This window comes from Ruegeria sp. AF1 (genome assembly GCF_056542125.1).
The window spans coordinates 1-26,775 of sequence record NZ_JBQFZG010000021.1; the positions used below are offsets into that span (position 1 = coordinate 1).

A 26,775-nucleotide genomic window follows, 5' to 3' on the forward strand; every position below is an offset into this window, starting at 1 on the left:
CGGAAACAGGTCCGAAATCGGCATCATCGCCGAGCCAATGATCCCAAACGCATGCTCAATACCATGCATCTGCAAAACCTTAACAAAGGCCTCTTCCGTCGTCATCTTCATCGCGGTGTTTCCTTATCTTCAAAACGCTAAAGCGTTGGTAAATTACAGTATTTCGTCTCTGAGGTAATAGCCGACATACGCCATGCGCTGACCCAGACGGCGGAAGGGTGTCAGGATGCCGTGACTCGGCAGCGGGGACGTGAAGATCGGCAGGGCAAAGGCCTTGTCTTTCTTGCCCGCGATCAGCTGTGCCATACGACGCCCGGCCTGAGCCGAGTACATCACGCCGTTGCCCCCATATCCCATCGCGTAGAACACGCGCTGTTGCGGGTCCGGCTGGAAGATACGCGGCATCATATCGTGGCTGACATCGACCCAGCCCCACCACGAGTAATCGAGGTTGATATCCGTCAGCGCCGGAAACTTTCGGGCGAGGCCCTTTTTCAGAAGCTCCAAATGTTTTTCGTTCTCGGCGTCTCGTCCTGTTACCGCGCTGCGGCTGCCGATCTGCATCCGGTTGTCAGGCAATAAACGATAATAATGGCGCAGGGTGCGCGTGTCCGTCAGGGGCGATTTGGTCTGAATGCCACACTCATCCAGCTCGGCCTGGGTCAGGGGCCGTGTCACCATCGAGTTGGACAGGATGGGCATAAGGCGGTGCTTTGTGCGCGTGTTCAGGCCCGGTGGGGTATAGCCCGCGGTTGCCAAGGCCACCGTTTTGGCGCGGACGATGCCGCCCGGTGTGCGCAGGTGATGCACGCCGTTCTTCGTCTGCCATCCCATAACCGGGCTGCCGGTGTGAATTTTCACCCCCAGACGACGCGCCATGTTGACGTAGCCGAACGCCAGTTTACCCGCATGGATGCAGGTCCCGTCAGGTTCCCACATGGCACCTGCGGCCTCCATATCGCGCACGTGCTTTTCATGCAGCTCTTCCCGAGAGAGGATGCGCGAGCCGTAGCCGAACACATCGTTGAGCAGCTTGCTCTCTTTCTTGAGGGACGGCATGACCTTGTCGCGATGCGCGATGTAGTAGTGGCCGCCTGGCTGCGGGTCGCAATCGATATCATCCGACGCAATCAGATCGTTGAACAGCTGAAACGCTTCTGTGACCTCGGCATGCATGCGCTTGGCCACGTCCGTTCCCCACCGTTCGATCCATTGCGACCGCTTGAGCCGCCCGGATGAGATCTGGGCCTGCCCGCCATTGCGGGTGGAGCAGCCCCATGAGACGGTATTTGCTTCTAAAACAACAGCTTGAATGCCGTGTTCCTTGGCAAGATGAATGGCGGTCGACAGACCGGTATACCCCGATCCGATCACCACCACATCCGCATCCATATCGCTGGACACAGGTCCATCATCGGCCGGAGGTGTTCCGGCCGTTCCAATCCAATACGTGGGCGCGTGGTCGCGATTGTGACCCGGACCCGCATCAATGATCGGGTCATATTTGGGGTCATAACTGGCCTTAGGCCAGTGACGCGGGATGCTGTTATCCACCATTCTTGTTTTTCTCCGAGGCTGCGCGCAGGGCGGCGGATCAGGCTTTGAACATTGGGCGCGCTTTGCGAAGCGCCTGTTTTACAATGATTTTACCGTCACGAACGGTGAACAGATCCGCACCTTCGGCTTCGATCCGCATTCCGTTTGCGTCGGTTCCCGTGAAGGTCCACTCGGATACAGCACGATCACCGTGGACAAAGTGGCTGTGATGGTCCCAATGGGCGTCTTTCATGCCTGCCCAGACGCCCGAAAACGCGGCGGCGATGGCTTCGGCACCTTCAACCTTGTTGCCGTATTTCTCGTCACCGGCCACGGTGTAGAACACGCAGTCGTCGGCGAAGTGGGTCATCACGCCGTCGATGTCGTGGCGGTTGAACGCGTCGAACGTGTCCGCCAGGTCCTGCGCGGTCAGGGTTTTGTTCATTTTGTACTTCCTTGTCAGTGGGGTTGTTACATTTCGTCCGGGTTCGGAACGATCAGTGTCGGGATCCTGGAGCGCCGCAAAACGCGTTTTGCGACCGTGCCCAGGAAGGTGTGCGAAAAGCCGTGATCATGCGCCCCCAATACGATCAGGTCGCAACCCAGTTCGACCGAGCGGCGCAGGATCACTTCTGCCGGATGGCCGTCAGTCACCTCGACCGAGGTGACCTGATCGCGAATTTTCCCGTCGTCGCCGTCGAACTGCGCCCAGAACTTGGCTTGCCGCTCGGCCAGAACCTTGCGCACCATCTCGTGACGACGCTCAATGGCGGTCTTGCGGGTCTCTTCGTTCATAATGAAGATTTCCATCGTGATCTTGGCGTCGTCCGACAAGGGTTCATTCACGTGCAACACGTGAATCTCCGCCCCGGTGGCCTGCGCGATGCTGGCGGCATGGCGCATGGCGTGACCCGAGTTTTCGGACAGGTCGGTGGCAAACAGGATGTTGGAGACCATCTGTTTCATGTCGTCATCCTTTCAGATCAGTAGCCAAACAGCCGTGGGAGCCACAGCGACAGTTCAGGGAAGAAGGCGATTATGAAGATCGCCACCGTGTTTGCCGCCGCAAAAGGCAGCGCGCGCAACGAGATCTGTTCGATCGAGATGTTCGAGATACCCGATGCGATGAACAGGTTCTCGCCCAGCGGCGGGGTCTGGAACCCGATGCCCAGCGTACAGACCATCACCACGCCAAAGTGGATCGGATCGATACCAACCGAATACGCTACCGGCAGCATTACCGGAACAAGGATCAGGATGGTGGCCAGTGTTTCCATGAACATGCCGACGAACAGCAGGAAGAAGATGATCAGCGCCCAAATTACATAGAGGTTGTCGGTGAAGCTGAGCATCGAATCTGCGATGATCGCCGGGATCTGGTTTTCCACCAAAAGACGTCCGAACACCGTAGCGGTGAACAGGATCAGCAGGACGCGACCGGTCAGCCATGTGGTGGCTTCAAGCGACTGGAACAGCGACTGCCAGGTCAGTTCGCGATAGATGACTACCCCCACGAACAGGGTATAGAAGATCGCGACGATTGCTGCCTCGGTCGGGGTGAAGAAGCCGGTATAGATACCACCCAAGATCACCAGCGGCGCCATCAAAGACCAGAACCCGCGATACATTTCGCAGCCCACATGGCGGATCGACCAGCCTTCGGCGACGCCTTTGTAGCCGCGCTTTTTCGACATGAAGTAGTTCAGGATCAAAAGGCTGGTGGCGATCAGGAAGGCGGGTACAAACCCGGCAATGAACAGTTTCGAAATCGAAACCGACTGGAAGGTGCCGAATTTCTCGACCGCTTCGGGTGGCGGGGCCATACCGAGCGCGGCAATGCCGAAGATCACCATCGGGATGGAGGGAGGAATGATAATCCCGAGGCCGCCAGAGGACGCAGTGATCGCCGAGGCATAGCCGCGCTCATAGCCGCGGTCGATCATTGCCGGGATCATCAGCATCCCAACAGCCGCGGTTGTTGCCGGGCCCGAGCCCGAAATTGCACCAAAGAACAGACAGGCCATGACCGTTGCGGCCGAAATACCACCGGTGAAAGGACCGGCCAGACTTTCGGCAACGTTGATCAGGCGTTTTGAGATACCGGCAGCCTCCATCAGGGCCCCGGCGAGGATAAAGGCTGGCAGCGCCATCAGCGGGAACGAGCCCACGGATGTAAAGGCGATCTGCACGAATTTTATCGGGTTATCGCCCAGATAGAGAAACGAGATCAGCGACGCGACACCCAGCGCCACCGTGATCGGCGCGCCAATGAGCAGCAAGAACAGAAATGATCCAAACAGGACCGTGACGATTTCGGATTCCATGATTTAACCCCCTGCCCTTAGGATTTCTTTGCTGCTTCGGTCGCAGCTTTGATTTCGTCGAGGTCGATCTGATCGGGATCGTGAATGTCCTCGCCTTTGACAAGGCGTAGGTAATTCACCTGAATGATGCGGACGGTCATCAGCGCAAACGCGATGGGCAGCACCATGTAGATATACTTCATCTCGACACCCAGGGTCTGGGATTTCCAGAACTTGTTCATCTTGTTGAAGACAAAATCTGTCGCCAGATAGAGGAAGTAGACATTGAAGAAGAGCCAGAAGAGATCGGCGAAGGCTTCGATGTACTTGATCGCCCCCTCAGGCAGGAACTTGAACTGGAATGTCACGCGGTTATGCGCCCCTTTCAAGGCGGCGTAACTTGCGCCGAAATAGACGAACCATACGAACATGTAGACCGAGAGTTCTTCGATCCAGCTGACCGAAAAGCCGAAGACTTCGCGCGCGATGATCTGCACGAATAAAAGGCAGACAAAGCCGGATAAGAGTATCCGGCAGATGACACTTTCTATGTTGTCCAGAAATTTCCAGAACATGTGGTTTCACTCCTCCCTGAGATGAGAAGAGCGCCGTGGCGCTCTTCCCGGTATCGCTCTGCGGCGATTATTGCTGCACCGGCTCGCGGCCAATGGCTTCCAGAACGGTGTTCAGTTTTTCGACGCCACCGATGGAGTCGTAGAACTGGGGCCATACGGCACCTGTCGCCAGTTCGATGAACTCGGCTTCGTCGTTTTCGGGATCGATGATCTCCATACCTTTGGCGGTCAGCTCTTCCTTTATGGCGGCTTCGGAATCCCGCAGGAACTGTGCGGATGCCAGGGTGGCTTCCTGTCCCGCTTCAAGGATAATTGCCTGATCTTCTGCGGACAGGTCCTGGAAGACCGCTTCTGAAACGATGAGCGGTTCGATCGAGAAGATGTAACGCAGGTTGGTGACGTGGTCCTGAACCTCGTAGAACTTCATCGCGTTGATGGTCAGGTAAGGGTTGTCCTGCCCGTCAACCACCTTGGTTTGCAGACCAGTGAAGGTTTCCGACCAGGCCATTGGCGTCGGGTTGATGCCCCATGCCTTGTAGGTTTCGATCATGATCTCGTTCTTGGGAACGCGGATGACCAGATCCTGAAGGTCGGCAACCGATTTGACCGGCTTTTTCGAGTTGGTCAAGCGACGGAAACCGGTATAGGTCCAGCCGATGATGCGCACGCCGGCATCACGGATGGTGTTTTCGACCAGTTCCTGACCGATTGGGCCCTGAGTCAGCTTTTCGGCATCTTCCAGGCTGAGGATCACGTAAGGCAGCGTGAAAACACCGACCGAGGGCGAGAACGGCGTGATGTTATTGATCGCCAGCAGCGACATATCCAGCGTGCCGATCGCCGCCTCGTTCACGGTGTCCTGTTCGGACCCCAGCTGACCGTTCAGGAACAGCGTGGCGGTGTGGGCACCGCCCGATTTCTCTTCCAGCGCCTTGACGAAGGCGATGCCCAGAGCTTCCTGTGCGCTTCCTGCGCTATCGCCCACCGCGATCTTGAAGTTCTTCGCATCAGCCGTGCCTGCAACCATCAGTGCAGCAACGGAAACGGCGGCGCTGATGGTGCCAAGCTTTTTGATAAATGACATGGATGTCCTCCCATTTGTCGTGTTTCGAGGTGCGCGATGGCCTGGGGAGAAGGTGGCCAGTCCGATTCTGCCTCGGCCACAAGAGGCTATCTTGCCAACATGGTTTCGTCGTTGTTAATATTTGCGCGAAAGGTTTCACAAATGTCGAACTTATAATATGAGACAGAACCCACTGGCCACCCGCATCGGGGACACGGACATTCGCCTTCTTCGGGTTTTCAAAACCGTTGCGGAAAGCGGAGGGTTTTCGGCAGCAGAAATTGAGCTCAACATCGGGAAATCAACAATCTCGAAACACATATCGGATCTGGAGCTTCGGCTGGATCTGAAGCTGTGCAACCGTGGCCCGGCGGGTTTTTCCCTGACTGAAGACGGCGAGAAAGTGCTGGCCGCGACAGAAGACCTGCTGATTTCGGTTTCGCAGTTCAGAACCGAAGTCAACGAGATCAAGCAGCAACTGGCAGGAAGTATCCGCGTGGCGCTGTTCGATCAATGCACCACGAACCCCGAAGCGCGCCTTGCGCGCGCCATTCACAGCTTCAACGAAGCCGCCCCTGCCATCCAGATCGAGTTGTCGATTGAACCGCCTAACGTCATTGAGACCATGGTTATCAGCGGGCAGCTGGATGTCGGGATCATCGCCCTGCACCGCCCCTCGGCAAGCCTGCATTATGCGCCGCTTTATGGGGAAAACATGTTTCTGTATTGCGGGCAGGCCAATCCGTTGTTCAGCCAGTCCGCTGACACGCTGAGCTTGCGGGACATTCAGGCGTTCAACTATGCGGGTCTGAACGTGAACTCGCCCAACCTGATCTACGGCCAGCAACTGGGGTTTCGGCGCGCCGCCAAAGTGCAGAACGAACAAGCCCTTGCAATACTTATTCTGTCGGGCAGCTATCTGGGCTTTCTTCCGGACCATCTGGCGCAGGAATTTGTTGATAAGGGGCTTATGAGGCAGGTGATGCCGCAGGAAATCAAATACAGAACGCGCTTTGCGGCGGTGACGCGGAAACAGCCGGATCCGACACGCGCGGCCAAACTGTTTCTGGAAACCCTGCTGAGCGTCCATTCCGAAGTGCCCTGAGCCCGGCCTCGTCGCCTGTTTGCGCGAGGGCACCCCGTTTATTAACCGAAGACATGCGCCAGCCGGGGGCGCACGGCCGCGCTTGTCGTGTCCACTAGGGCGAAAGGCACGGGGAAAATTGGTCGAAAACGTCTGATTGAAAACAAATTTGACTTGGCAATTCCAGTTTGATTTCAATCGGCGAAGACCATCACCTCTTGCCCCCAGATAACCGGAGAGCTGCATGTCATCCGACCCTGTTGCCGCCTTGCGCAATCAAACTGATCACGAGGCGCAATCATGAGCCGCGATGCCTTGCTGCAACCTTATCAGCTAAAGCACCTGACGCTGAAAAACCGGATCATGACAACCAGTCATGAACCCGCCTATCCCGAAGGTGGGATGCCGACGGAACGCTATCGTGCCTATCACGAGGTGCGGGCCAAAGCGGGGGTTGCGATGACCATGACGGCGGGGTCGGCCGTTGTCAGCCGCGACAGCCCGCCTGCGTTCAACAATATCCTGGCATACAAGGACGAGGTGGTCCGCTGGATGGCGGAGCTGACGGATGCCTGCCATGCCCATGGCTGTGCGGTGATGATCCAGCTGACCCATTTGGGGCGGCGCACGGGCTGGAACAAGGGTGACTGGCTGCCGTCCCTGTCGCCGTCGCACGACCGGGAACCAGCGCACCGGGCCTTTGCCAAGAAGATGGAAGATTTCGACATCGCGCGGATCGTGACCGATTACGCCGATGCCGCCGAACGGATGCAGGCCGCCGGGCTGGATGGAATTGAATTGCAGGCCTACGGTCATCTGATCGATCAGTTCTGGTCGCCGATGACCAATCGGATGGAGGCGCCCTTTGGAGGCAATCTGGACAACCGGATGCGCTTTGGTTTCATGGTTCTGGACGCAATCCGCGACCGCGTCGGGAGCGATTTCATCATAGGGGTCCGTTACACCGCCGATGAGGTGGAAAAGGGCGGCATAACCGAAGCGGAAGGGCTGGAGATTGCCCGAAGGCTGCGCGACAGCGGTCAGGTCGATTTCCTGAACATCATTCGCGGGCGTATTCATACCGACCCGGCCATGACGGACGTGATCCCGGTTCAGGGCATGAAAAGCGCACCCCATCTGGATTTTGCCGGGCGGGTTCGGGCCGAGGTTGGGATGCCGACCTTTCACGCCGCGCGCATTCCCGATGTGGCGACGGCGCGGCATGCGGTGGCCTCGGGCCTGCTGGACATGGTCGGCATGACCCGCGCGCATATGGCAGATCCGATGATCGTTGCCAAAATCCGGGCTGGACGGGAAGAGGACATCCGGCCCTGTGTCGGTGCCACTTACTGTCTTGACCGCATTTATCAGGCGGGTGAGGCGCTGTGTGTCCACAACCCGGCCACCGGGCGCGAATTGTCGATGCCGCATCTGATCCCCGCCGCTGAAACGCGCCGCCGCGCGGTGATTGTGGGCGCAGGCCCCGGCGGGCTTGAGGCGGCGCGGGTCGCGGCCGAGCGCGGGCATGACGTCACCGTTATTGAGGCCGCCCCCGCACCCGGCGGTCAGGTGCGGCTGACCGCGCAATCCCCGCGCCGGGCCGAGATGATCGGGATCATCGACTGGCGCATGGCCCAATGCGCCGCACGCGACGTGACATTTTGTTTCAACACCTTTGCGGACGCCGATGCTGTAACTGCGCTTGCGCCGGACATGGTGGTGATCGCAACCGGCGGATTGCCCGAGGTGACGGTTCTGGAAACGGGTAACGATCTGGCGGTTACTGCCTGGGATATCCTGACCGGTGATGTGCGCCCCGGCGACAATGTCCTTATCTATGACGATGCAGGGGATCACCCGGCCCTGATGGCGGCTGAGGCTATCGCGCAAGCGGGGGGGCGGGTAGAAATCATGACCCGAGACCGCAGTTTTGCCCCCGAAATCATGGGGATGAACCTGGTGCCCTACATGCGCGCCCTGCAAAAGACCGGTGCCGAGTTCACAGTCGCCCGGACGCTGAAATCATTGGTGCGATCAGGCAATCAGCTGGAGGCAGCCATTGGTACGGATTACTCGGACCTGATAGAAAAGCGCCTGTATGATCAGGTGGTTGTCAATCAGGGTGTTTTGCCGCTGGATGATCTGTACTTCGATCTGAAACCGCTGTCGCGAAACTTGGGCGCCGTGGATTATGAAGCGCTGGTCGGCGGGTCCGGCCCCGTGTTTCCGCAATCGGTCCCAGAGGCGGGGTTTGATCTGTACCGGATCGGCGATGCCATTTCATCACGCAACACGCATGCCGCCATTTATGATGCGCTGCGCTTGGGGCTTCGATGGTGAGGCCATTGAAAAACCCCCCGGCCAAGCACGCCACAAACAGCTTTTCACCTGACAGTCAGTCAAAGGACCGGACATGAGCAACACAGAGGTCATCGAAACCGTTTGGATTCCCATGCCGGACGGCGCAAAACTTGCGGCACGGCTTTGGCTGCCCGGCTCGGCCCGAGCAACGCCCGTTCCCTGTGTTTTGGAATACATCCCCTATCGCCGCCGGGATCGCACCCGGATGCGGGATGAAAGCATGCATCCGCATTTCGCCGCTGCAGGCTATGCGTCGATCCGGGTGGACATCCGCGGCTATGGCGACAGCGACGGGATCCCCGAGGATGAGTATTCGCATCAGGAGATTCAGGACGGGCACGACATCATCCAGTGGATTGCCGATCAGGACTGGTGCGACGGAAATGTCGGAATGTTTGGCAAAAGCTGGGGGGCGTATAACGCCTTTCAGGTGGCCGCTACCCGCCCGCCTGCGCTGAAGGCGATTGCGCCGGTGATGGGAACGGATGACCGCTGGCGCGAGGATATTCACTTTTACGGCGGCTGTCTGGCCAATGACAATTTCTGGTGGGGCTCGATCATGCAGCTGTACAATGCCATGCCACCCGACCCCGAGATTGTGGGCAAAGATCGCTGGATCGACATGTGGCGCGCACGGTTGGAGGGGGCTGAATTCTGGCCCGCCATGTGGCTGGAACATCAGACCCATGACGACATATGGCGGCGCGGTTCGATCTGCGAAAACTACGCGGATGTCGATGTGCCGGTGTATTTCTTTGGCGGATGGATGGACCTGTATCGCGACACTCCTTTCCGCATCGCGGAACACCTGAGCGGGCCGGTCAAGATCCTGATGGGCCCCTGGGCGCATCTGTACCCGCAAGAAGGGGTGCCGGGGCCCCGGGTCGATTTCGTCGGCGAGGTGATCCGGTTCTGGGACCATTGGCTGAAGGGGATCGACACGGGCCTGATGGACGAGCCGCCCTTGCGGTTTTTCCTGCAGGACAGTGCCGCCCCGTCCGGAACACATGTGCACCGCGACGGGCAGTGGATCGAGGAGCCAAGCTGGCCATCGCCACATGTCAAGGACCAGCCCTTGTGGCTAAATGACGGAACGCTGGACGCCTCCGCCGGGTCGGGCGGGGAGATGTCGGTTTGTTCGCCGCAGAATTTCGGGGCCGCAGCGGGCGATATGTGTTCCTTTGCAATACCCGGAGATATGGCGGCAGATTGCCGGATCGAAGCCGCAGGGGCGCTGCAGTTCAAAGCAGAGCCACTTGGAGAGCCGATCGATATTCTGGGCCAGCCCTCGGTAGACCTGACAGTTTCTGCCGATCGGGCGCAGGGTTTTGTTGCGGCCTTGCTGGTGGATGAGGCCCCGGATGGCGCGCAGACATTGATTGCACGCGGGTTCTGCAATCTGACCCACCGGATCAGCGACACTGAACCGACACCGATCACACCCGGCGAAGACATGCACGTGACTGTCCCGCTTTATGGAACCGGTTATCGGGTGTTGGCGGGTCATCGCATCGTTCTGCAAATCGCGTCCGCCTATTGGCCGGTCCTGTGGCCAGCGCCCGAGCCGGTTACGCTGACGATCCGGCCCGGCACATCGCGGCTGATCCTGCCCGTGCGCAGCCAGCGAGATGACACGCCAGCCCCACGCCCCTTGCCCGAACCTCGGGGTCCCGACGTCGCCCCGCGGAAGACGAACGTTCGCTCCGGTTCGATGGAGCGTTCGGTCCACACCGATCTGACAAATGGCGAGGTGACACACAGGTATTTCCTTGACGGGGGTGTCTTTGGGCCGGTGGGCGATATTCGCCTCGACGATATCGGCACGGTGCTGAGCGATATGTCGGATCGACGCTATACCATCCAGCCGGATGATCCGTTGTCGGCAGTAGCCACAATGGAGCAAACCGCCGGTTTCGACCGCGAGGGGTGGTCCGCCAAGATCTGGACCTGTTCCGAACAAAGGGCGACTGCGACCGAATTTCACCTGACCGCTCGCCTAAAGGCGTGGTCGGGTGACGACCTGATCTTTGAGGAAGAACAGTCTTTTGTCATCCCCCGCAACGGGATGTAGGCGCAGAATGGTTTACAGACCTGCCGTCTTGTGATGCGTGGGCTGGTGTTCCCCTCGCGGGATCGAAATTGTTCAGGGCTCTCATCCGGGGGCAACGTGCATCAATCGGAACCTATCTTTGAGCGGGATTGCAAAACCCTGTAGCAATGACGAAAGAAAGCAGGACGAAGGAGAGTTGCCATTACGAGTTTTTCTGAGAACCTGCGCGCCCTGCGGCATGAGTTTCACCGCAACCCCGAGCTTGGCTTTCAGGAGGACTGGACCAAGGCCCGGATCGCCGATCACCTGAGAAGCCTTGGCATCGAAGTGCATGAGGGTGTCGGCGTTGTTGGTGTTCTACGAGCGGGCCATGGCAACCGGTCCATCGGTCTGCGCGCGGATTTCGACGCCCTGCCCATTACCGAGGCCAACAGCTTTGCCTACAAGTCTCAGAATCCGGGCGTGATGCACGCCTGCGGCCATGACGGCCATACGGCGATGCTGCTGGGCGCGGCCGAGCTTTTGGCCAGGGAACAGGGCTTTGACGGCACCGTTGTCTTCCTGTTCCAGCCCAATGAGGAGCACGGGCTGGGTGCGCGGGCGATGATTGATGAAGGCGTCCTGCGGGATTTTCCGATTGACGAAGTCTATGGCGCGCACAATCTGCCGGGCGAACCCGTTGGGCGGGTTTCAACCCGCGCCGGTGTCATTTGTTGCAGCGAAAGCCTGTTCGAGATCACCATCACCGGTCAGGGCGGTCATGCTTCGATGCCCCATGTCGGGCGCGAGACACTTACGCCCGCAGCAGAGCTTGTTCTGGCCTTGCAAACCATCGTTTCGCGTAAGCTTGCCCCGGCGTCTGGCGCGGTCGTTTCCGTGACCGAGTTCATCACCGATGGGCAGCGCAACGTCCTGCCAAGCCGAACGGTGTTGAAAGGGGACGCACGGGCGATGTCCCCCGACGACCGCGCGCGGATTGAACATCACATGCGGCAGATTGCAGCAGGCGTGGCGGAAAGCCACGGTGTCGCGGTGACGGTGGAGTTCCAGACCGAATTCATCGAGGCAATCAACGATGCCGACGCCGCAACCCATGTGGTTTCAGCAGCAAAAACGCTGGGTTTGGAGGTTGACGGCGACCGGACCGCCATGTCGTTTTCCGAGGATTTCGCGGAATTTGCGGCAGCGGTTCCGGGGTGTTTTCTGCTGATCGGCAATGGAACCGAGGGGTCGAATGGCCGCCCCCTGCACGCGAATGACTATGATTTCAACGACGCGCTGCTGCCATTGGGAGCAAACCTGTGGGCCGAACTGGTGCGGCAACGCCTGCCTGTGACCACCTGACTGTGCAGGACGATCCATAGATTTTCCGGATCGCCCGCTCAGGTCGTGCTGAAAATTCGCTATCGGATGCCGGTCTTTTCCAGAATGATCAGCGTGCTGCTTCGGTGGGCGCGCATGCCGAACCCGACCATTCAGCGCCGGATGCGCCGGTCAGGAACCCGTCGCTTAGCTTTATACCGGGATCGGCGGCGCGCAGCGCATGTTCCAGATCGCCCCGGTCAAGTTGCCCATCCAGCCGCTGTCGGTAGAGCGCGCAGAGCCTTGGGAACCCCTGAGATTGCGGCGACAGGCGCAGGGCCGCGACGCCAGCACTTTGCAGCAACTCGATCTGATGATCCGTGCAGGCATAGCTGTCTGACAGGGTCTGCACACCGTTCATGGCCATGAACGGCTGTCCATCGCCGGTCAGCACTTCCAGCCCGTCGGGATCGTTTTCGCAGGCAAACTGGCAATTATCCTTGCTGCGCCCATGCAGGCGCGCGTGGTAACACCGGCCGGAGATGGCCAGCGGCAGGCGACCGTGGCCCCAAACCTCGACCGCGACACCCAGACCAGCGGCGGCTTGTGCCAGAACCCTGACCGAGGCGATTGGCAGTTCCGGCGGCAGGCATATGCGACGCGCCCCACGTGACGCCAGCCATGCCAATGTGCCTTCGTTATAGACATTGATCAGCGGTCCGACATCGAAATCGGTGTTTTCGGGCAGATGCGCCAGCGCAGTCAGATCGTTGATCTCGACCGTGACCCCCAGATCCGCCAGATCGGCGGTCAGCTTGCGTTCACGCTTGAGCGTCACCAGTGCAAGACTGGTCAGCGCAACCTGTTTGCCTGCCTCAACCAGCCGGGCAATCGCGTCGGGAATCCGGTCCTGATAAAACGGCAGGCGCTTGGAACAAACCAGCTCGCCCAGCACGATGCGGTCGACGGGGGTTTGGGCCAAATCCTCGTAAAAGGATGTCCAGCTATCGGCGGGCCAGAAAAACTGGTTGGGGCCAACGGTCAGTTCCATCGCGCTATCTCCAGGTTTTTTTGTATGCGCCGGTTGTCATGGCCTGCCCTTCGGACAAACGGGCCAGCATCCCCTCGGGCAGAGGGCGCCCGGCCTCAAGCGCGTCGACAGCGGCACGGAAGTTCCGAACCACCTGCGCAACGTAGGATTTCGAGCGCTGGCGCCCTTCGATTTTCAGCGCGGTGACACCGGCCTTCTGCAATTGCGGGATCAGCCGTTCCGCATTCAGGCTGACGGGGTCTTCGAACAAATGGCCCGTCTTTTCACCTGCGGAAAAGCACCCTTTGCACAATGTCGGATAGGGTGCAGGCTGATTTCGTTCGACCCGGTGGATCAGGTAACCGCCCAGGCGCGTGTTCAACGCGCCCTGATCGTTCTGGTATTCGACATGGCTGGCGGGCGAACAGACGCCGTTCATGTTCGGAGACAGCCCGGTGGCGTAAGAGGACAGTGAACAGCGACCTTCGGCCATCACGCAGAGCCCGCCGAACACAAATACCTCAGTCTCGACTTCTGTTTCGGCGTTGATGGCGGCGATTTCGGGAACCGACAGCACGCGCGGCAGGACCACACGTTTGACGCCGAAGGTTTCGGCATAGAAGTTGATCACATCGGCATTCGCCGCCGCGGCCTGCACGGACAGGTGCCTGCGCAGCCCCGGATGGTTGCGCGCGGCATAATCCAGCAGCCCAATATCGGCGAGGATCACGGCATCCGCGCCGCAGGTTTCCGCGTCGGCCACCGCGCGATGCCAGATTGCTTCGCTGCCGGCGCGGGGAAACGTGTTGATCGCAACCAGTACCTTGGCCCCGTGGTCATGGGCAAAGGCAACACCCGCGCGCATTTCGGCCCGGTCGAAGTTCAGGCCCGGAAAGTTGCGCGCGTTGGTTTCGTCATTGAAGCCGCAATAGACTGTATGCGCCCCGGCCTTGACGGCTGCGCGCAAGGCGGCGGGCGTTCCTGCCGGGCAGACGATTTCCATCACCATAGTACAGCATCTTCCGGTCGAGTCAGGTACAGGCCGGTTCGACGTTCCACCAACGCGATCAGCTGCTTCAGCGGGCGCGCAAGCGGGCCGGAGAGGGCTGCGGCCTCGTGCGCGAGGTCCAGTTCCGCGTCGTCTATTGCGTTGCGCAGGGCCAGCGCCGCGGCCGTATCGCCCTCGATCACCAGATCACGTGAGAAGAACAGTGCATCGCCGTCAAATGCACCGTGAACCAGCCCAAGAAGGGCCGCCAGAGGGCCGGAAATACGCGCAACCCCTGACCCGCTGCGCCGGGTCAGTGTCACCTTTGGGGCACCGCCATTCGGATCAAGCAGCAGGACAACAGGCAAATCCGTCGGATCAAGAACGAAAACTGATCTTCCGTATGCGCCAAGCCGTTGAAACATTTCCGGGTTTTTCTTTGCGACCCGGCGCGTGAAGACCGTCAGCGACAGCGACAAGGGGGCAAGCGGCACTATCCGAAGCATGGCCGCCAAAGCCGCCGGGCAGCGCGGTATCGTATTCTGAGGAACCGGCAATGAGACCTCCTGCTGTCTCAACATTATGACCTTGGATGCCTTCCTAGGGCGATCGCGGCTGGGGTGACTTGACGGTTGTCAATTCGACCCCTCGCTTTCGTTGCTAGAGGGTGGAAACCACCGTCGGAGCAGTCCCATTCGCACCCTGCCGCAATATCCCAGCCTTCGGCATTTTCTGAAATGGTGCGAGGACACCGGACAGTTCAGGCGCATCCCTGATCCGGTTTCCGTACGCCATCAGATGACCGCCGTTCACCGCGCCGTGCTTGAGGCGGGCGGACCGGTTCTGCAATTTGACCACCCGACAGACGTGTCCACTGATCGGTTCGATACCCCCGTCGTCGTCAACCTGTTCGGAACAGCGGAACGGGTTGCTGCCGGGCTGGGTGTCACACCCGCCGGGCTGGACGATCTGGGGGCCTTTCTGGCCGCGCTGCGGTCCCCGACGCCGCCGGACGGAGTGCGGGACGCGCTGGCCAGATGGCCGATGCTGAAGGCGGCCCTGTCGACCCGACCGAAACTGGTCAGAACCGCCCCGGTGCAAAGCCTCTGCCACAGCGGAGCGGATGTGGATCTGACCGCGCTGCCAATCCAGACCCACTGGCCCGGCGATGCGGGGCCGCTGATCACGTGGCCCGTGGTTCTTACCCGGCCCTACGGCAGCGATGCAAACGCGGCGCAAGGCTATAACGCGGGGGTTTACCGTGTTCAGGTGCTGGACCGGAACCGTGTCATCATGCGCTGGCTGCCTCATCGCGGCGGCGCGGCGCATCACAGGAGCTGGGCGAGGTGCGCCGAAAAGATGCCCGTCGCCATTGTACTGGGCGCAAACCCCGCGACTTTGTTATCGGCGGCCTTGCCCTTGCCAGAAACGGTATCCGAGCTGACATTTGCCGGTGCCCTGAACCAGAAGCGCCCACATCTGATCCCGGCCAGAACCATCCCCATGTTGGTCCCTGCTGACGCCGAGATTGTTCTGGAAGGTTGGGTTTCACCAAGCGAGACCGCCCCCGAGGGGCCTTTTGGGGATCACACCGGCTATTACAACCCGGCTGAACCCTTTCCGGTGATGCAGGTCAGCGCTGTCACCCATCGGGACGCGCCGCTGTATCTTTCGACCTATACCGGGCGGCCACCGGACGAACCGTCAATCATTGGCGAGGTGTTTAACCGCCTGGCCCTGCCGACCATCCGCGCGCAGATCCCCGAAATCCACGATCTTTGGCTGCCGCCCGCCGCCTGTTCCTATCGAATGGCAATCGTTGCCATCGACAAACGGTATCCGGGGCAGGCCCGGCGCGTGATGATGGCCCTGTGGGGAATGCTGCCGCAATTCAGCTATACGAAAATGATCATCGCGGTCGATGCCGATATCGATCCCCGAAACTGGGAGGATATTGCTTGGGCGCTTGCCACTCGCATGGACCCGGGCCGGGACGTGATGGTGCTGGACAGGACACCTATGGATTATCTGGATTTTGCATCACCCGAACCCGGTCTGGCCGGAAAAATCGGCATCGACGCGACGACGAAACTGGGCAGTGAAACGCTGCGGGAATGGGGGACTGTGATGCACACCGCGGATGGAGATCACGCCTTTGCGGAAAACCTTGTAAACCGATTGATGCCGGAGCTGAGAGCATGACAAACGCCCGTGTTGTTTTGGGGGTATCCGGTGCGTCAGGCGCGGCGTTGAGCCTTGCCGTGGCCCGGTGCCTGGCGTCATCGGATATCGAGGCCGATCTTGTGGTCAGCGCAGCCGGGATGCGGACACTTGCGCAGGAATGCGGCCCGGACGCTTTGCAAAACCTGCGGCAACTGGTGACGCGGCATCACCCGAGCGCCGATATCGGTGCCAGCATTGCGTCCGGGTCGGTTCCGGTATCCGGCATGATCGTTGCGCCCTGTTCCATGCGAACGCTTGCCGCGATTGCGCATGGGCTGGACGATAACCTGCTGACGCGCGCCGCCAGTGTTCAGCTCAAGGAACGCAGGCCGTTGGTTTTACTGACACGAGAAGCACCGCTGACCCTGGCCCATCTGCGCAACATGACGGCGGCGGCAGAAATGGGGGCCATCATCCTGCCCCCGGTTCCTGCGTTTTATCTGAAGCCTGACACCCTGATGGATATCGTGTCCCAGGTCGCTGCACGCGCGGTGGACTGCCTGCGCATTTGTGACCCGGTGGCGCAGCAATGGCGCCCGCAATGCGCAGGTGAGTGAGTTCGGACGCCTCCGGCGGGAGTATTTGGAAAAAGATGAAGTCGCCTGAAGTGCCGAGACGAGACATCTTTTGGAGCGTCTTATTGGCCTTGCCTGCCTGTAGACGGGTTTTGAGCGTTAACACCGCAGTCTGGCGCCTGTCGGGTCAAACGGTGCCTCGGCCAGTACGCGCGCCTTGTGCGGTTTGCCGATGACCTGAATGACAACCTCATCGCCCGGCAGCGCGGTGTTTGGGTTGCGGAACCCCAGCGCCAGCGATTTCCCGACCGAATAGCCGTATGCCCCTGAAGTGACACGGCCCAGGGGCGTGCCATCGGGGGTAAAGATCGGCTCACCCCCGGTTGCGTCGGCATCTTCGGTCACATCCAGCTCGAAGACGGACAGCACCTCGCGCGCGGGGTTGTCCTTGACGGACAGGTAGGCGTCTTTGTGCAGGAAATCCTTGTCCAGTTTGATCAGACCCGCCAGCCCGACCTCTTGCGGCCAGTATTCCTGAGAATACTCGCGCCCCCACGAGCCATAGCCCTTTTCGATCCGCAGCGCCCCCAGCGCGCGCCCGCCCACCGGACCGCCACCACAGTCTTTGGCGGCCTCAAGCAGGGCGGTGTAGAGCTCCACCTGATCCCCCTCGGCGCAGTGCAGTTCCCAGCCCAGATCGCCGGTAAAGCTGACCCGGATGGCCACGCATTCGACGCCAGCGACCGTGATTTTCTGCGACCGCATGAAGCGGAACGCCTCGTTCGACAGATCGGCATTGGTCAGGCGTGCCAGCGCTTCGCGTGACCTGGGGCCTGCGATGTTGAACCCTGCGATGCGGTCGGTGGCGACCTCAAGCGTGGTGCCTTTGGGCATTTCGACCATGTTGAAGAAGCGCTGATGATAGCGTTCGGCCATGCCGGAGCCGACCATCATGTATTCATCCTCGGTCAGCTTGGTGATAGTGAAATCGCCCGCCACGCCACCGCGAACCGAGATCAGCGGCGTCAGGCAGCTGCGCCCCACTTCGGTGGGCACCCGATTGGCCACCAGACGGTCCAGCCAGTCATGAGCATCGGGGCCCTTGATCACGTAATTGGCGAAGTTCGAGATGTCGATCACGCCCACGCTGTCGCGCAGCATCTGCACCTCACGGCCCACGGGCACCCACCAGTTCTGGCGGGTAAAGCCGGTGGTCTCTTCCACCTCGGGCTCATCGGCGAACCAGAGCGGATGTTCCCAGCCGCAATTGAGGCCAAAGACGCACCCCATCTGTTTCTGCATCTCATAGGTGGGGCGCACACGGGCCGGACGGCCTGCGCTGCGTTCCTCGTTGGGGAAATGGATCTTGAAGCGGTGGGTATAGGCATCCTGAACGCGGGCCTTGGTGAATTTCTTGTCGGCCCAGTCGCCAAAGCGGGCCAGATCCCAGGCGAACATGTCATATTGCGGCTCGCCCTCGATCATCCATTGCGCCGCCAGCAGACCCAACCCACCGGATTGCGAGAAACCGGGGATCAAACCACCGCAGAGGAAATAGTTCTTCAGCTCAGGCACCGGCCCCCAGAGCATGTTGGCGTCGGGCGACCAGATCATCGGCCCGTTGATCACGCGTTTAACCCCGGCTGTGGCCGCGACCGGCACGCGTTCGGTGGCGCGGATCACGTTTTCCATGATCCGGTCCAGATCGTCGGGGAACAGATCATGGGCAAAATCCAGCGGCGTGCCGTCTTCGGCCCAGAATTTCATGTCTTTCTCATAAGCCCCGATCAGCAGGCCGTTGCCTTCCTGCCGGAAGTAGTATTCGCCGTCGCGGTCAGCGATCGAGGGCAGACGGCGCCCCAGGCTGGCGACCTCGTCGATGCTTTCGGTCACGAAATACTGATGCTCGGTCGGTTGCAGCGGCAGGGTCAGACCCGCCAGCGCCGCCACCTCACGCCCCCAGAGACCGGCGGCGTTGACAACCCATTGGGTGTGAATCTCGCCTTCGGGCGTGCGCACGATCCAGCTGCCGTCGGGCTGTTGTTCGGTTCCTGTCACCGGGCAGAACCGTTCGATGGTGGCCCCCATGGCGCGGGCCCCGGCGGCATAGGCGTGCGGCACGCCCGACGGGTCGACATTGCCGCCATCGGGTTCGTACATGATGCAGCGGATGTCATCGAACTGCGCCAGCGGATGCAGTTCCTTGGCTTCTTCACGGCTGACTTCGTAGAAGTTCAGACCATAGAACCGGGCCTTGGCCTCTTGCAGGCGCAACTGTTGCTCACGCTCTTCGGTCTGGGCCAGATAGAGCGAGCCGGGCTGGAATACGCCGCAGCTTTGGCCGGTTTCCTGTTCCAGCTGTTTATACAGATTCATCGTATAGTGCTGGATGCGGGTGATGTTGTTGTTATCGTGCAGCCCGTGAATATTCGCCGCTGCGTGCCAGGTCGAACCGGAGGTCAACTCGTTCCGTTCCAGCAGGACAACGTCGGTCCAGCCAAGTTTGGCTAGATGGTACAGGATCGAACAGCCGGCAAGGCCCCCTCCGATCACTACAGCTTGTGCATGGGTTTTCATGAGTGCTTGTCCCTTGGTCCGCCGCAGCTCAGGCGGCGATTTCTTTCATGACAGCCAGAAATTTGGCGACTTCGCCGATTGAGTTGTAGTGGCACATCGAGACCCGGACGCAGGCGTCATAACCCAGCGGCGTCAATATGTTGCCAGAATAGTGGTCGGCCTTGCGCAAATGGGTGCGAATACCTTCATCGTTCAGCCGTTTGACGACATCCGCCGAGGCCACGCCCTGTACGCGCAGCGACACCAGCCCTTCGCGTGCGGGGTTGTCGGCACCGCCCAGAATGGTGACCTTCTCCATCTCGGCCAGACCGCTCAGGTTGCCGGTGCCGTGGATCATCGCGTCGGTCAGTGCCTTTTCCTGCGCGTGAATGGCGTCACCCGCTGCCAGAAATCTGGCACGCCGGTCGGTGGCGTCGCTGACCTGACTGCCAAGCCATTCGAAATAAGACACAACGTCGGACATGGTCGCATAAGCCCCGGTGTCGCGCGTGCCCATTTCCCAGTTATCTGCCGGGCCGTCCAACAGGGCATTGTGTTCAAGCCGCGTCAGCCGGTCGGAAATCCACGCCACGCCGTAGCCATGGCGCGAAAACACCTTGTAGGGCGAGATCACGTAGCCGTCGACGTCATACGCGCTGAGATCGATCCGGCCATGGGCGGCGTGCTGGATGCCATCGACAATTATGAAACAATCTGGCGCCACGGCGCGGATCGCTTGTGAAACTGCGGCCACATCAACGCCCATGCCCGTCACGGGTGAGGTGTGCAGGATTGTCGCCACTTTGGTGTCGGGTGTAACAGCTGCGGCATAGGCCCCGGCTGTCACGGTGCCGGTGTTGTCATCGTGGGGCACCAGCACATGGGTCTGCCCGGCAATACGGGCCCAGCGATCACAGGCTGAGCGTGTGGCGGGGTGTTCCAGTGTCGACCCCAGCACAATCCCCGGACCGGTTCCGAGACAGGCGTTCATGATCAGCCGGAACAGAAGTTCTGTGCCGCTTTCACCCACAAAGAACTGACCACCGGGTGCATTCATGAAATCCCGCATATCGGCCTTGGCCGCGTTGATCGTGGATACCAGAGCATGAGACCCCGGATTGTCACGCCCCTGATTGTCGGGAATTGCGGCGTGACGCGCCGAGCTGTCCAGCACGGATTTCAGTGTCAAAGCCCCACCGGCGTTTTCGAAAAATATCCGCTCGCCCTGTTCGGGGCAGTGATCGATCTGGGCAAAACGGTTGCGGATCTGGTTCAGCAGGTTTTCCGAAATTTGACTCATGAAAAGCGGCACCTTTGTGTTTTGTGAACGTATGATGTTTCAGACAAGCCTAAGATGGTTTCCCCGCAGGGCTGGCCAAATCTCCCGTAACCGTGCGGATGGTTCAACATGTGCTTCATTCCCGAGCGGCCCTTATTCCGACTATGGCGTCGAGGGCGCGGTATCTTGTTCTTTTGCGACGTAAATACAGTCACGTCTGCGACACGGCGTGTTGAGTAGGCCAGAATACCCGCCCCATGTGTCGGGGCGAACCTGCCTTTGAGGCAGGCAGCCATCCGACGTGGGTTCCATGCTTTTGCCTGATCCGCGGCTATAGCAGATCAAACAACCGCCCCGGAACATTTCTGTGCCTTGGCAGGTCAAGCGCCCGCATTAGGGCAAACATCATGGCCTGATTGGACGTCACAACAGGTTTATCAAGGGCCGCTTCGATCCGGTCTATGGCCTCGACCGCGCGCATGTCGGTGCAGCTGAGTATGATGGCCTCGGCCTTTGGGTGGTCGGCCTGCATGGCAAGGTCTAAAACCTCGTCCGGGGTCAGTTCTCCCTGCCCGTAATTGCCCAGCTCGCGGCCGATATCGGCGCATTTCACCGTTGTGATCTGGTTTTGCGTCAGAAAATCCATGGCCTGCGTGTTGATCTCGCCCAGATAGGGTGAAGAAAAACCGACGCTGGACACGCCGAGCGCATGGATCGCACCAACCAGCGCCCCTGCGGCGGTAATACACACGGCCCCCGACGCAGCCCTGATGTCCTGCGCCAGCTGGTGATCAAAGAACGGGCCATGGGTCAGCGTGGCCGAGGTACAGCCATAGAGCACCACATCGGGCCGAACGCCCGAGATCATCTTGAGGTCATGGCTGATATCCGAGGCCCCCAGACCCGCCATCTGATCCGAGCCGGGGATCTCATCCACGTCATAGCCACCCATTCGCTGAAAATGCACCGTCGTGTCCGGGCAGCGCATCAGCATCATGTCAGCTTCGAGATTGGTGTTGGTAAAGGGCACCAGCACCCCGATTTTGGCCCGTGTCCGGGTTTCAAAGGTCATGACGTCACCTCTTTCAGAACAGTCAGGCAGCGCTCCATCACTGCCGTGTCGCAGATCGTGGCGCGCAGGCAATCCGCGAGGCAATAGCCGCCCATTCCGCGCATGAGCAAACCCGCTTTGCGCAACGCGGCATCCGCTTTTTGCGCGGTGGCGGCATCGGCAAATCGGATCAGGACAAAATTGGTGTGGCTGTGCGGAACAGATAATCCCAGCGCCCGGCACCCGTCGGCAAAGCGATCCCGGATGGCGGCGGTTCTGGCAACCGTGTTGCGCATGTGGGGCTGATCTTGCACCGCTGCCGTTGCCATGGCCTGAGAGGGGGTCGATACGTTGTTGGGGTTGAGCAGTTTTCGCAGCTCAATCGCGACCTCAGACGGGAACAGACCCCAACCCACGCGCGCGCCCGCCAGACCGTAAGCCTTTGAGAAGGTGCGTATAACCGCAGTATCCCCACGTGCGACGAGGGCAAAGATCTCAGCCGGGTCGTGGTCGCGATCGGCGAATTCGGCATAGGCCTGATCGACCACCAGCAGCGCGTTCCCAGGCAGGGTGTCGCGCAGGCGGATGATCTCGGCATTCGGGATCAGGGTGCCGGTCGGGTTGCCGGGGTTGCAGACAAAGACGATCCGGGTTTCAGGCGTGACAGCCGCCAGAATGTCATCGACCGAGACGGTCAGATCAACCTCGCGGGCCTTCACATAGTCTGCCCGCACCTGCGCCGTCGCTGATGCCACATACGCATAGCCGTAATCCGTGCCCAATACATGGTCGCCCGGCCCTGAATAGGCGCGGATAAGGCAGCCGATCAACTCCATCGATCCGGCACCGCACAGGATGTTGTCGGCTGACACCCCGTGCACCTGAGCGATGGCGGCGCGTAGGTCCGACCAGTCGGGATCGGGGTAAAGCGGCATCCGGTGCAATGCCACCTTCCCCGCCGCAATTGCGGCAGGGCTGACCGGAAAGGCGCTTTCATTCTGGGCCAGAGATACAGTGTCCGGGCCGCCCAGATCGGCCAGCGCATAGGCCGCCATGGCACGAATGTGATCAACTGCGCGGATCATGAGGCACTCCCATAGGCTTTGGCCCCTTCTTCCGTGACCAGCCCGCGCCTGAGGTCCAGCGCCAGCGCCTCTGGGTCGCGCGCGGCCGGATCGCCAAAGCCGCCGCCGCCGGGGGTATCGAAGATCAGGTAGTCGCCACTTTCCACACGTAGCTCACCCTTGCCCGGAATGTCGCCACTGCCATCGCGGAACCGGATACGTCCCGGCGCGCCGGGCAGGCCGCCCATGCGGCCCAGAGCGGGGAATTTCAGACGTTCGACCGACAGGAAGACGATGAAGGGGGCATCGTTGGCGGACGTCATCTCGATCCGCTGCCCCAATCCGCCCCTGAACTGGCCTGCGCCGCCCGAGTCGGGCAATAATTCGCGTCGCCACATGATCACCGGTGCGACACTTTCGGTTATTTCGACCTGCGAGCCGAACACCCCCGAAGGGTAGGCTGTCGCAGACAGGCCATCCGCATGGGGTCGCGCCCCGGTGCCGCCGTTGTGAACGGGTTCGATGGCAAATTCACGCCCGCCATTCGCCGCCACTTCGGGCGCGTGGCGCATTGGCAGATCGAACATGCACGAGGCCCCTTCGGCGGGCACCTGATCGGGCAGCGCCTGATGCAGGCAGCCCAAAACCAGATCCGGTGTAACCTGCCCCAGCGTATGCCGCATGGCCACAGGCACCGGATGCTGGGCGTTCAGGATGCAACCTTTGGGGCCGTCCACCGTGAAAGGTTCCAGCGAGCCCGCGTTGTTCGGGATATCCGGTCCGACGATGCAACGCAGGGCAAAGACCGTATAGGCGGTCGCATAGTTCAAAGGCACGTTGATGCCCTTTTTCGAACACCCGGACGTGCCCGTGAAATCGACATGCATCCCGTCTTTGGTCACAGTGAGCGTTGCGTGCAGCTCCAGCTCTGCCTCATAACCGTCCATGCGCAGCACGTTCTTGTAAACGCCCTCGGGCACCTCGGCGATGGCCTGCAACGCACCTTTACGCGAGGTGTCGATGATATAGGTGCCAAGGCTGTCCAGATCATCGATCCCGAACTCGTCCATCATCGCAACAAGGCGGTTCACCCCGGCCTCGCAACAGGCGATCAGGGCGTAGATGTCGCCCTCATTGGCCACAGGCTCGCGCGAGTTGGCGCGGATGATATCCATCAGCAGCGCATTGGGCGTTCCGGCCTCGACCAGTTTGCAAGGCGGGATCAGCAGGCCTTCGTCATAGATGTCCGAGCCTTCAGGCCCCATACCCAGACCGCCCAGATCCACCAGATGCGAGGTGCAGGAGGTAAAGCCCACCACCCTGCCATCCTTGAACGCGGGCATCATCAGCAGGAAGTCGTTCAGATGCCCCGAGGCCAGCCATGGGTCGTTCGTCATGTAGATGTCGCCGGGGCGCATGTCCTGCACCGCGAAACGGGCGCGCAGGTGCAGCACGGCCTCGGCCATGGTGTTGATATGGCCCGGTGTTCCGGTCACGGCCTGCGCCAGCATCCGGCCATTCACGTCGAATATCCCCGCGGAAATGTCGCCGCATTCGCGCACGATGGGCGAGAAAGCCGCGCGGATCAGGGTCTGGCCCTGTTCTTCGACCACAGCCAGCAAGCGGTTCCACATCACTTGCAGGCGGGCGGGGGACAGATCAGCGGTCATCATGCGCCTCCTTTCTGGTCCTGTATCAGGACAAGGTTGCCGATTGCATCCATCTGGGCCGAGAAATCGGCGGAAACGAGTGTGGTTGTTTGCGGTTCATGGATCAGCGCGGGGCCTGCCACATGGTCACCGGGGCGCATATCGGCGCGGGCGAGAAAGGCGGCCTGTTTTACCGTGCCATCCAGATCACAGGTGATGGGGCGTGTCTGCGTGACCTGAAATGCGGTTTTGCCCGGCGTTTCTGACACCGTGGGCACCGCTTTGTCCGGGGTGGCAACGCGAACGGCCCAATTGAGGATCTCGATCTTCATCCCCGGCACAGGGCGTGAGAATTGTTTGCGGTATTCCCTTTCGAATGCGGCTGTCAGCGGGGCGATATCCTGGCGCGTCAGGGCGCGATCCGGCAAGGTAATCTCGATCTCATGCCCTTGCCCGCTATAGCGCATGAAGGCGGTGCGCAGGGTTTCGGTGGGTGCATCCCCTGCCCCTTGGGCGACGACCTCTTTTGCTTCGGCAATCATCGTATCGAACAGGGCGTTCACCCCGTCCATGTCCATGCTGTCGAGCAGGGAATAGCGCGAGCGGACGATTTCGAAGGACACCGGGGCAAACAGGAACCCAACCGCCGAACCGACGCCGGGATTGGGCGGGATCACGATATGCGAAACACCGGCGGACCGGGCGACGCGTGTGGCATGCAGCGGCCCGTTGCCACCAAAGGCAATCATGGTACGCGGGCCAAGGTCTTTGCCGCTTTCGACCGCGTGCATCCGCCCGGCGCTGGCCATGCTTTCGACAACGATGCGGCTGACCCCATCTGCCGCACCTGTCGCATCCAGCCCCAGTTTTCCCCCGATCACACGTCTCAGGGCGGCCTTGGCGCCAGCAGGGTCCAGCTGGATATGCCCCTCGGCAAAGGTGTCGGGCACGATATAGCCCAGAGTGATGTCACTGTCGGTCACGGTCGGATCGATGCCGCCGCGCATGAAGGCGACCGGTCCGGGTTCCGAGCCTGCCGATTTCGGCCCGACCGTCAGACGCCCGAGACGGTCAACACCCGCGATCGAACCGCCGCCAGCACCGATTTCAATCATCTCGATCACCGGAATGCGCACCGGCATTCCCGACCCCTTGATGAACCGTGCCGCGCGGGCGATTTCGAAAGAGCGGGATGTCTGAGGGCGCGCCTTGTCGATCAGGCAGAGCTTGGCCGTGGTGCCACCGACGTCAAAGGACAGGACCTGATCCAACCCGGCACGCGCGGCGATGCGGGCGGACAGAATAGCCCCACCGGCAGGGCCGGATTCCACCAGACGAATGGGGAAACGCGTGGCGGTGTCGATCGTGCACATACCACCGCCTGCCGTCATCATCAGGATCGGACAGGTTACGCCCTCGGCCGTGAACTGATCCGCGAACCGGGTCAGATAGCTATCCATCAGCGGTTGAATATAGGCGTTGGCCACAGTGGTGCAGAGCCGATCAAACTCACGCGCTTCGGGGCTGACATCGGACGAGATCGAGACGGTCAAACCGGGGCGGTGTCGCGCCAGAAGATCGCGCAAACGCCATTCGTGGGTCGGGTTGGCGTAGGAGTGCATCAGGCAGATGGCCACCGCCTCGGCCCCGCTGGCGTCAATCTCGGCCAGCAACCGGTCTACTTGCGCTTCATCCAGTTCAATCAGCACCTCGCCTTCTGCCGACATGCGTTCGCGTATGGTCAACGAGCGTTCGCGCGGCACCAGCATGTCCGGCTTTTCAAGATTGATGTCGTATTGGGAATACCGACGTTCGTACCCGATATCGAGAATATCGCGGAACCCTTCGGTGCAAACCGTGGTCACGACCGCCCCGCGCCGTTCGATCAGCGCGTTGGTCGCCAAAGTTGTTCCGTGAATAAATCCGGTGACATCCTTCAGCGACCGGCCAGTCTGCGCCATGACGCGCCGCGCGCCTTCCAGTGCGCCTTCTGCCGGGTTCTGGTGGGTGGTCAGGGTTTTGGTGGAGGCAAGTATCGTCTCATCACCCGAGACGAGGGCCGTGTCGGTAAAAGTGCCGCCAATATCGATGGCGAGGCGCAGAGCGGTTGTCATGAGGTATTCCGTTGTCGTCTGAAAGCAGGCAG

General features: G+C 60.5%; 22 protein-coding genes. 6 read left to right on the forward strand and 16 right to left on the reverse strand.

The features are described 5' to 3' along the window. Positions 1-153 precede the first annotated feature (153 nt). The 6 genes from ACR0BK_RS18575 to ACR0BK_RS18600 all read right to left on the reverse strand — a co-directional run bounded on the left by ACR0BK_RS18575 (position 154) and on the right by ACR0BK_RS18600 (position 5,498). On the reverse strand, positions 154-1,557 hold the full coding sequence (locus ACR0BK_RS18575; RefSeq protein WP_480555872.1) for an NAD(P)/FAD-dependent oxidoreductase: 1,404 nt from the start codon (positions 1,555-1,557) through the stop codon (positions 154-156). A gap of 37 nt (positions 1,558-1,594) precedes the next feature. Continuing rightward, on the reverse strand, positions 1,595-1,981 hold the full coding sequence (locus tag ACR0BK_RS18580) for a nuclear transport factor 2 family protein (protein WP_480555873.1): 387 nt from the start codon (positions 1,979-1,981) through the stop codon (positions 1,595-1,597). Positions 1,982-2,007: 26 nt separating this feature from the next. Next, entirely contained in the window at positions 2,008-2,502 is a 495-nt protein-coding gene (locus tag ACR0BK_RS18585; RefSeq protein WP_480496051.1) for a universal stress protein, read from the reverse strand. A gap of 17 nt (positions 2,503-2,519) precedes the next feature. Beyond that, positions 2,520-3,860 (reverse strand): TRAP transporter large permease, encoded by a 1,341-nt coding sequence (locus tag ACR0BK_RS18590; protein WP_480496053.1) that lies wholly within the window; start codon positions 3,858-3,860, stop codon positions 2,520-2,522. Positions 3,861-3,877: 17 nt separating this feature from the next. After that, entirely contained in the window at positions 3,878-4,414 is a 537-nt protein-coding gene (locus ACR0BK_RS18595) for a TRAP transporter small permease (RefSeq protein ID WP_480496055.1), read from the reverse strand. Positions 4,415-4,481: 67 nt separating this feature from the next. Next, positions 4,482-5,498: a TRAP transporter substrate-binding protein gene (locus ACR0BK_RS18600; protein ID WP_480496057.1), complete on the reverse strand. Its 1,017-nt coding sequence runs from the start codon at positions 5,496-5,498 to the stop codon at positions 4,482-4,484. Positions 5,499-5,655: 157 nt separating this feature from the next. Here ACR0BK_RS18600 and ACR0BK_RS18605 point away from each other — a divergent pair, with 157 nt between their 5' ends. From ACR0BK_RS18605 to ACR0BK_RS18615, 3 genes are all read left to right on the forward strand, one after another. Next, positions 5,656-6,582: a LysR family transcriptional regulator gene (locus ACR0BK_RS18605; RefSeq protein WP_480496059.1), complete on the forward strand. Its 927-nt coding sequence runs from the start codon at positions 5,656-5,658 to the stop codon at positions 6,580-6,582. Positions 6,583-6,861: 279 nt separating this feature from the next. Next, positions 6,862-8,901 carry an oxidoreductase gene (locus tag ACR0BK_RS18610; protein WP_480555874.1) on the forward strand — a complete coding sequence of 680 codons (2,040 nt, stop codon included), beginning with the start codon at positions 6,862-6,864 and terminating at the stop codon, positions 8,899-8,901. A gap of 73 nt (positions 8,902-8,974) precedes the next feature. Continuing rightward, positions 8,975-10,993: a CocE/NonD family hydrolase gene (locus ACR0BK_RS18615; RefSeq protein WP_480555875.1), complete on the forward strand. Its 2,019-nt coding sequence runs from the start codon at positions 8,975-8,977 to the stop codon at positions 10,991-10,993. A gap of 81 nt (positions 10,994-11,074) precedes the next feature. Here ACR0BK_RS18615 and ACR0BK_RS18620 read toward each other — a convergent pair whose 3' ends face one another. Next, positions 11,075-11,305, reverse strand: a complete 231-nt coding sequence (locus ACR0BK_RS18620) for a hypothetical protein (RefSeq protein WP_480555876.1) — start codon at positions 11,303-11,305, stop codon at positions 11,075-11,077. Between ACR0BK_RS18620 and ACR0BK_RS18625 the strand changes: the two genes are divergently transcribed. Then, entirely contained in the window at positions 11,204-12,316 is a 1,113-nt protein-coding gene (locus tag ACR0BK_RS18625; RefSeq protein WP_480555891.1) for an amidohydrolase, read from the forward strand. The genes ACR0BK_RS18620 and ACR0BK_RS18625 overlap by 102 nt on opposite strands. Before the next feature lie 88 nt (positions 12,317-12,404). Here the strand turns inward: ACR0BK_RS18625 and ubiV are convergent, their stop codons facing one another. The 3 genes from ubiV to ubiT are packed head-to-tail and all read right to left on the reverse strand — an operon-like array spanning position 12,405 to position 14,849. Next, entirely contained in the window at positions 12,405-13,325 is a 921-nt protein-coding gene (gene ubiV, locus ACR0BK_RS18630) for a ubiquinone anaerobic biosynthesis protein UbiV (RefSeq protein ID WP_480555877.1), read from the reverse strand. A gap of 4 nt (positions 13,326-13,329) precedes the next feature. Further along, entirely contained in the window at positions 13,330-14,307 is a 978-nt protein-coding gene (gene ubiU, locus ACR0BK_RS18635) for a ubiquinone anaerobic biosynthesis protein UbiU (RefSeq protein WP_480496099.1), read from the reverse strand. Next, positions 14,307-14,849 carry a ubiquinone anaerobic biosynthesis accessory factor UbiT gene (ubiT, locus tag ACR0BK_RS18640; protein WP_480555878.1) on the reverse strand — a complete coding sequence of 181 codons (543 nt, stop codon included), beginning with the start codon at positions 14,847-14,849 and terminating at the stop codon, positions 14,307-14,309. Before ubiT ends, ubiU begins: the two co-directional genes overlap by 1 nt. Positions 14,850-14,985: 136 nt before the next feature. On the opposite strand from ubiT, the gene ACR0BK_RS18645 reads away from it, so the two are divergent. Then, the gene (locus tag ACR0BK_RS18645) at positions 14,986-16,494 is read left to right on the forward strand and encodes a UbiD family decarboxylase (protein ID WP_480555892.1); all 1,509 of its coding nucleotides are present in this window, start codon (positions 14,986-14,988) and stop codon (positions 16,492-16,494) included. Next, entirely contained in the window at positions 16,491-17,072 is a 582-nt protein-coding gene (locus tag ACR0BK_RS18650) for a UbiX family flavin prenyltransferase (protein WP_480477519.1), read from the forward strand. The genes ACR0BK_RS18645 and ACR0BK_RS18650 overlap by 4 nt, the downstream gene beginning before the upstream one ends. 117 nt (positions 17,073-17,189) lie before the next feature. Here ACR0BK_RS18650 and ACR0BK_RS18655 read toward each other — a convergent pair whose 3' ends face one another. The 6 genes from ACR0BK_RS18655 to ACR0BK_RS18680 form a co-directional block, all read right to left on the reverse strand. Then, a complete protein-coding gene (locus tag ACR0BK_RS18655) occupies positions 17,190-19,607 on the reverse strand; it encodes a GcvT family protein (protein WP_480555879.1) in 2,418 nt (805 codons plus the stop codon). 28 nt (positions 19,608-19,635) lie between these two features. Continuing rightward, positions 19,636-20,886, reverse strand: a complete 1,251-nt coding sequence (locus tag ACR0BK_RS18660; protein WP_480477523.1) for an aminotransferase class V-fold PLP-dependent enzyme — start codon at positions 20,884-20,886, stop codon at positions 19,636-19,638. 310 nt (positions 20,887-21,196) lie between these two features. Beyond that, complete coding sequence (locus ACR0BK_RS18665) at positions 21,197-21,937, reverse strand: maleate cis-trans isomerase family protein (protein WP_480555880.1); 741 nt, start codon at positions 21,935-21,937, stop codon at positions 21,197-21,199. Beyond that, complete coding sequence (locus tag ACR0BK_RS18670) at positions 21,934-23,001, reverse strand: pyridoxal phosphate-dependent aminotransferase (protein WP_480555881.1); 1,068 nt, start codon at positions 22,999-23,001, stop codon at positions 21,934-21,936. Before ACR0BK_RS18670 ends, ACR0BK_RS18665 begins: the two co-directional genes overlap by 4 nt. Continuing rightward, positions 22,998-24,650, reverse strand: coding sequence for a hydantoinase B/oxoprolinase family protein (locus tag ACR0BK_RS18675; RefSeq protein ID WP_480555882.1), 1,653 nt, complete (start codon positions 24,648-24,650; stop codon positions 22,998-23,000). Before ACR0BK_RS18675 ends, ACR0BK_RS18670 begins: the two co-directional genes overlap by 4 nt. Next, the gene (locus tag ACR0BK_RS18680) at positions 24,650-26,743 is read right to left on the reverse strand and encodes a hydantoinase/oxoprolinase family protein (protein WP_480555883.1); all 2,094 of its coding nucleotides are present in this window, start codon (positions 26,741-26,743) and stop codon (positions 24,650-24,652) included. The genes ACR0BK_RS18675 and ACR0BK_RS18680 overlap by 1 nt, the downstream gene beginning before the upstream one ends. Positions 26,744-26,775 lie beyond the last annotated feature (32 nt).

Bases quoted from the DNA above. Each gene is read 5' to 3' on its own strand.
- ACR0BK_RS18575 (WP_480555872.1), bottom strand. From the start codon at position 1,557: ATGGTGGATAACAGCATCCCGCGTCACTGGCCTAAGGCCAGTTATGAC.
- ACR0BK_RS18580 (WP_480555873.1), bottom strand. From the start codon at position 1,981: ATGAACAAAACCCTGACCGCGCAGGACCTGGCGGACACGTTCGACGCG.
- ACR0BK_RS18585 (WP_480496051.1), bottom strand. From the start codon at position 2,502: ATGAAACAGATGGTCTCCAACATCCTGTTTGCCACCGACCTGTCCGAA.
- ACR0BK_RS18590 (WP_480496053.1), bottom strand. From the start codon at position 3,860: ATGGAATCCGAAATCGTCACGGTCCTGTTTGGATCATTTCTGTTCTTG.
- ACR0BK_RS18595 (WP_480496055.1), bottom strand. From the start codon at position 4,414: ATGTTCTGGAAATTTCTGGACAACATAGAAAGTGTCATCTGCCGGATA.
- ACR0BK_RS18600 (WP_480496057.1), bottom strand. From the start codon at position 5,498: ATGTCATTTATCAAAAAGCTTGGCACCATCAGCGCCGCCGTTTCCGTT.
- ACR0BK_RS18605 (WP_480496059.1), top strand. From the start codon at position 5,656: ATGAGACAGAACCCACTGGCCACCCGCATCGGGGACACGGACATTCGC.
- ACR0BK_RS18610 (WP_480555874.1), top strand. From the start codon at position 6,862: ATGAGCCGCGATGCCTTGCTGCAACCTTATCAGCTAAAGCACCTGACG.
- ACR0BK_RS18615 (WP_480555875.1), top strand. From the start codon at position 8,975: ATGAGCAACACAGAGGTCATCGAAACCGTTTGGATTCCCATGCCGGAC.
- ACR0BK_RS18620 (WP_480555876.1), bottom strand. From the start codon at position 11,305: ATGCACTTCGATGCCAAGGCTTCTCAGGTGATCGGCGATCCGGGCCTT.
- ubiV (WP_480555877.1), bottom strand. From the start codon at position 13,325: ATGGAACTGACCGTTGGCCCCAACCAGTTTTTCTGGCCCGCCGATAGC.
- ubiU (WP_480496099.1), bottom strand. From the start codon at position 14,307: ATGGAAATCGTCTGCCCGGCAGGAACGCCCGCCGCCTTGCGCGCAGCC.
- ACR0BK_RS18650 (WP_480477519.1), top strand. From the start codon at position 16,491: ATGACAAACGCCCGTGTTGTTTTGGGGGTATCCGGTGCGTCAGGCGCG.
- ACR0BK_RS18655 (WP_480555879.1), bottom strand. From the start codon at position 19,607: ATGAAAACCCATGCACAAGCTGTAGTGATCGGAGGGGGCCTTGCCGGC.
- ACR0BK_RS18660 (WP_480477523.1), bottom strand. From the start codon at position 20,886: ATGAGTCAAATTTCGGAAAACCTGCTGAACCAGATCCGCAACCGTTTT.
- ACR0BK_RS18665 (WP_480555880.1), bottom strand. From the start codon at position 21,937: ATGACCTTTGAAACCCGGACACGGGCCAAAATCGGGGTGCTGGTGCCC.
- ACR0BK_RS18670 (WP_480555881.1), bottom strand. From the start codon at position 23,001: ATGATCCGCGCAGTTGATCACATTCGTGCCATGGCGGCCTATGCGCTG.
- ACR0BK_RS18675 (WP_480555882.1), bottom strand. From the start codon at position 24,650: ATGACCGCTGATCTGTCCCCCGCCCGCCTGCAAGTGATGTGGAACCGC.
- ACR0BK_RS18680 (WP_480555883.1), bottom strand. From the start codon at position 26,743: ATGACAACCGCTCTGCGCCTCGCCATCGATATTGGCGGCACTTTTACC.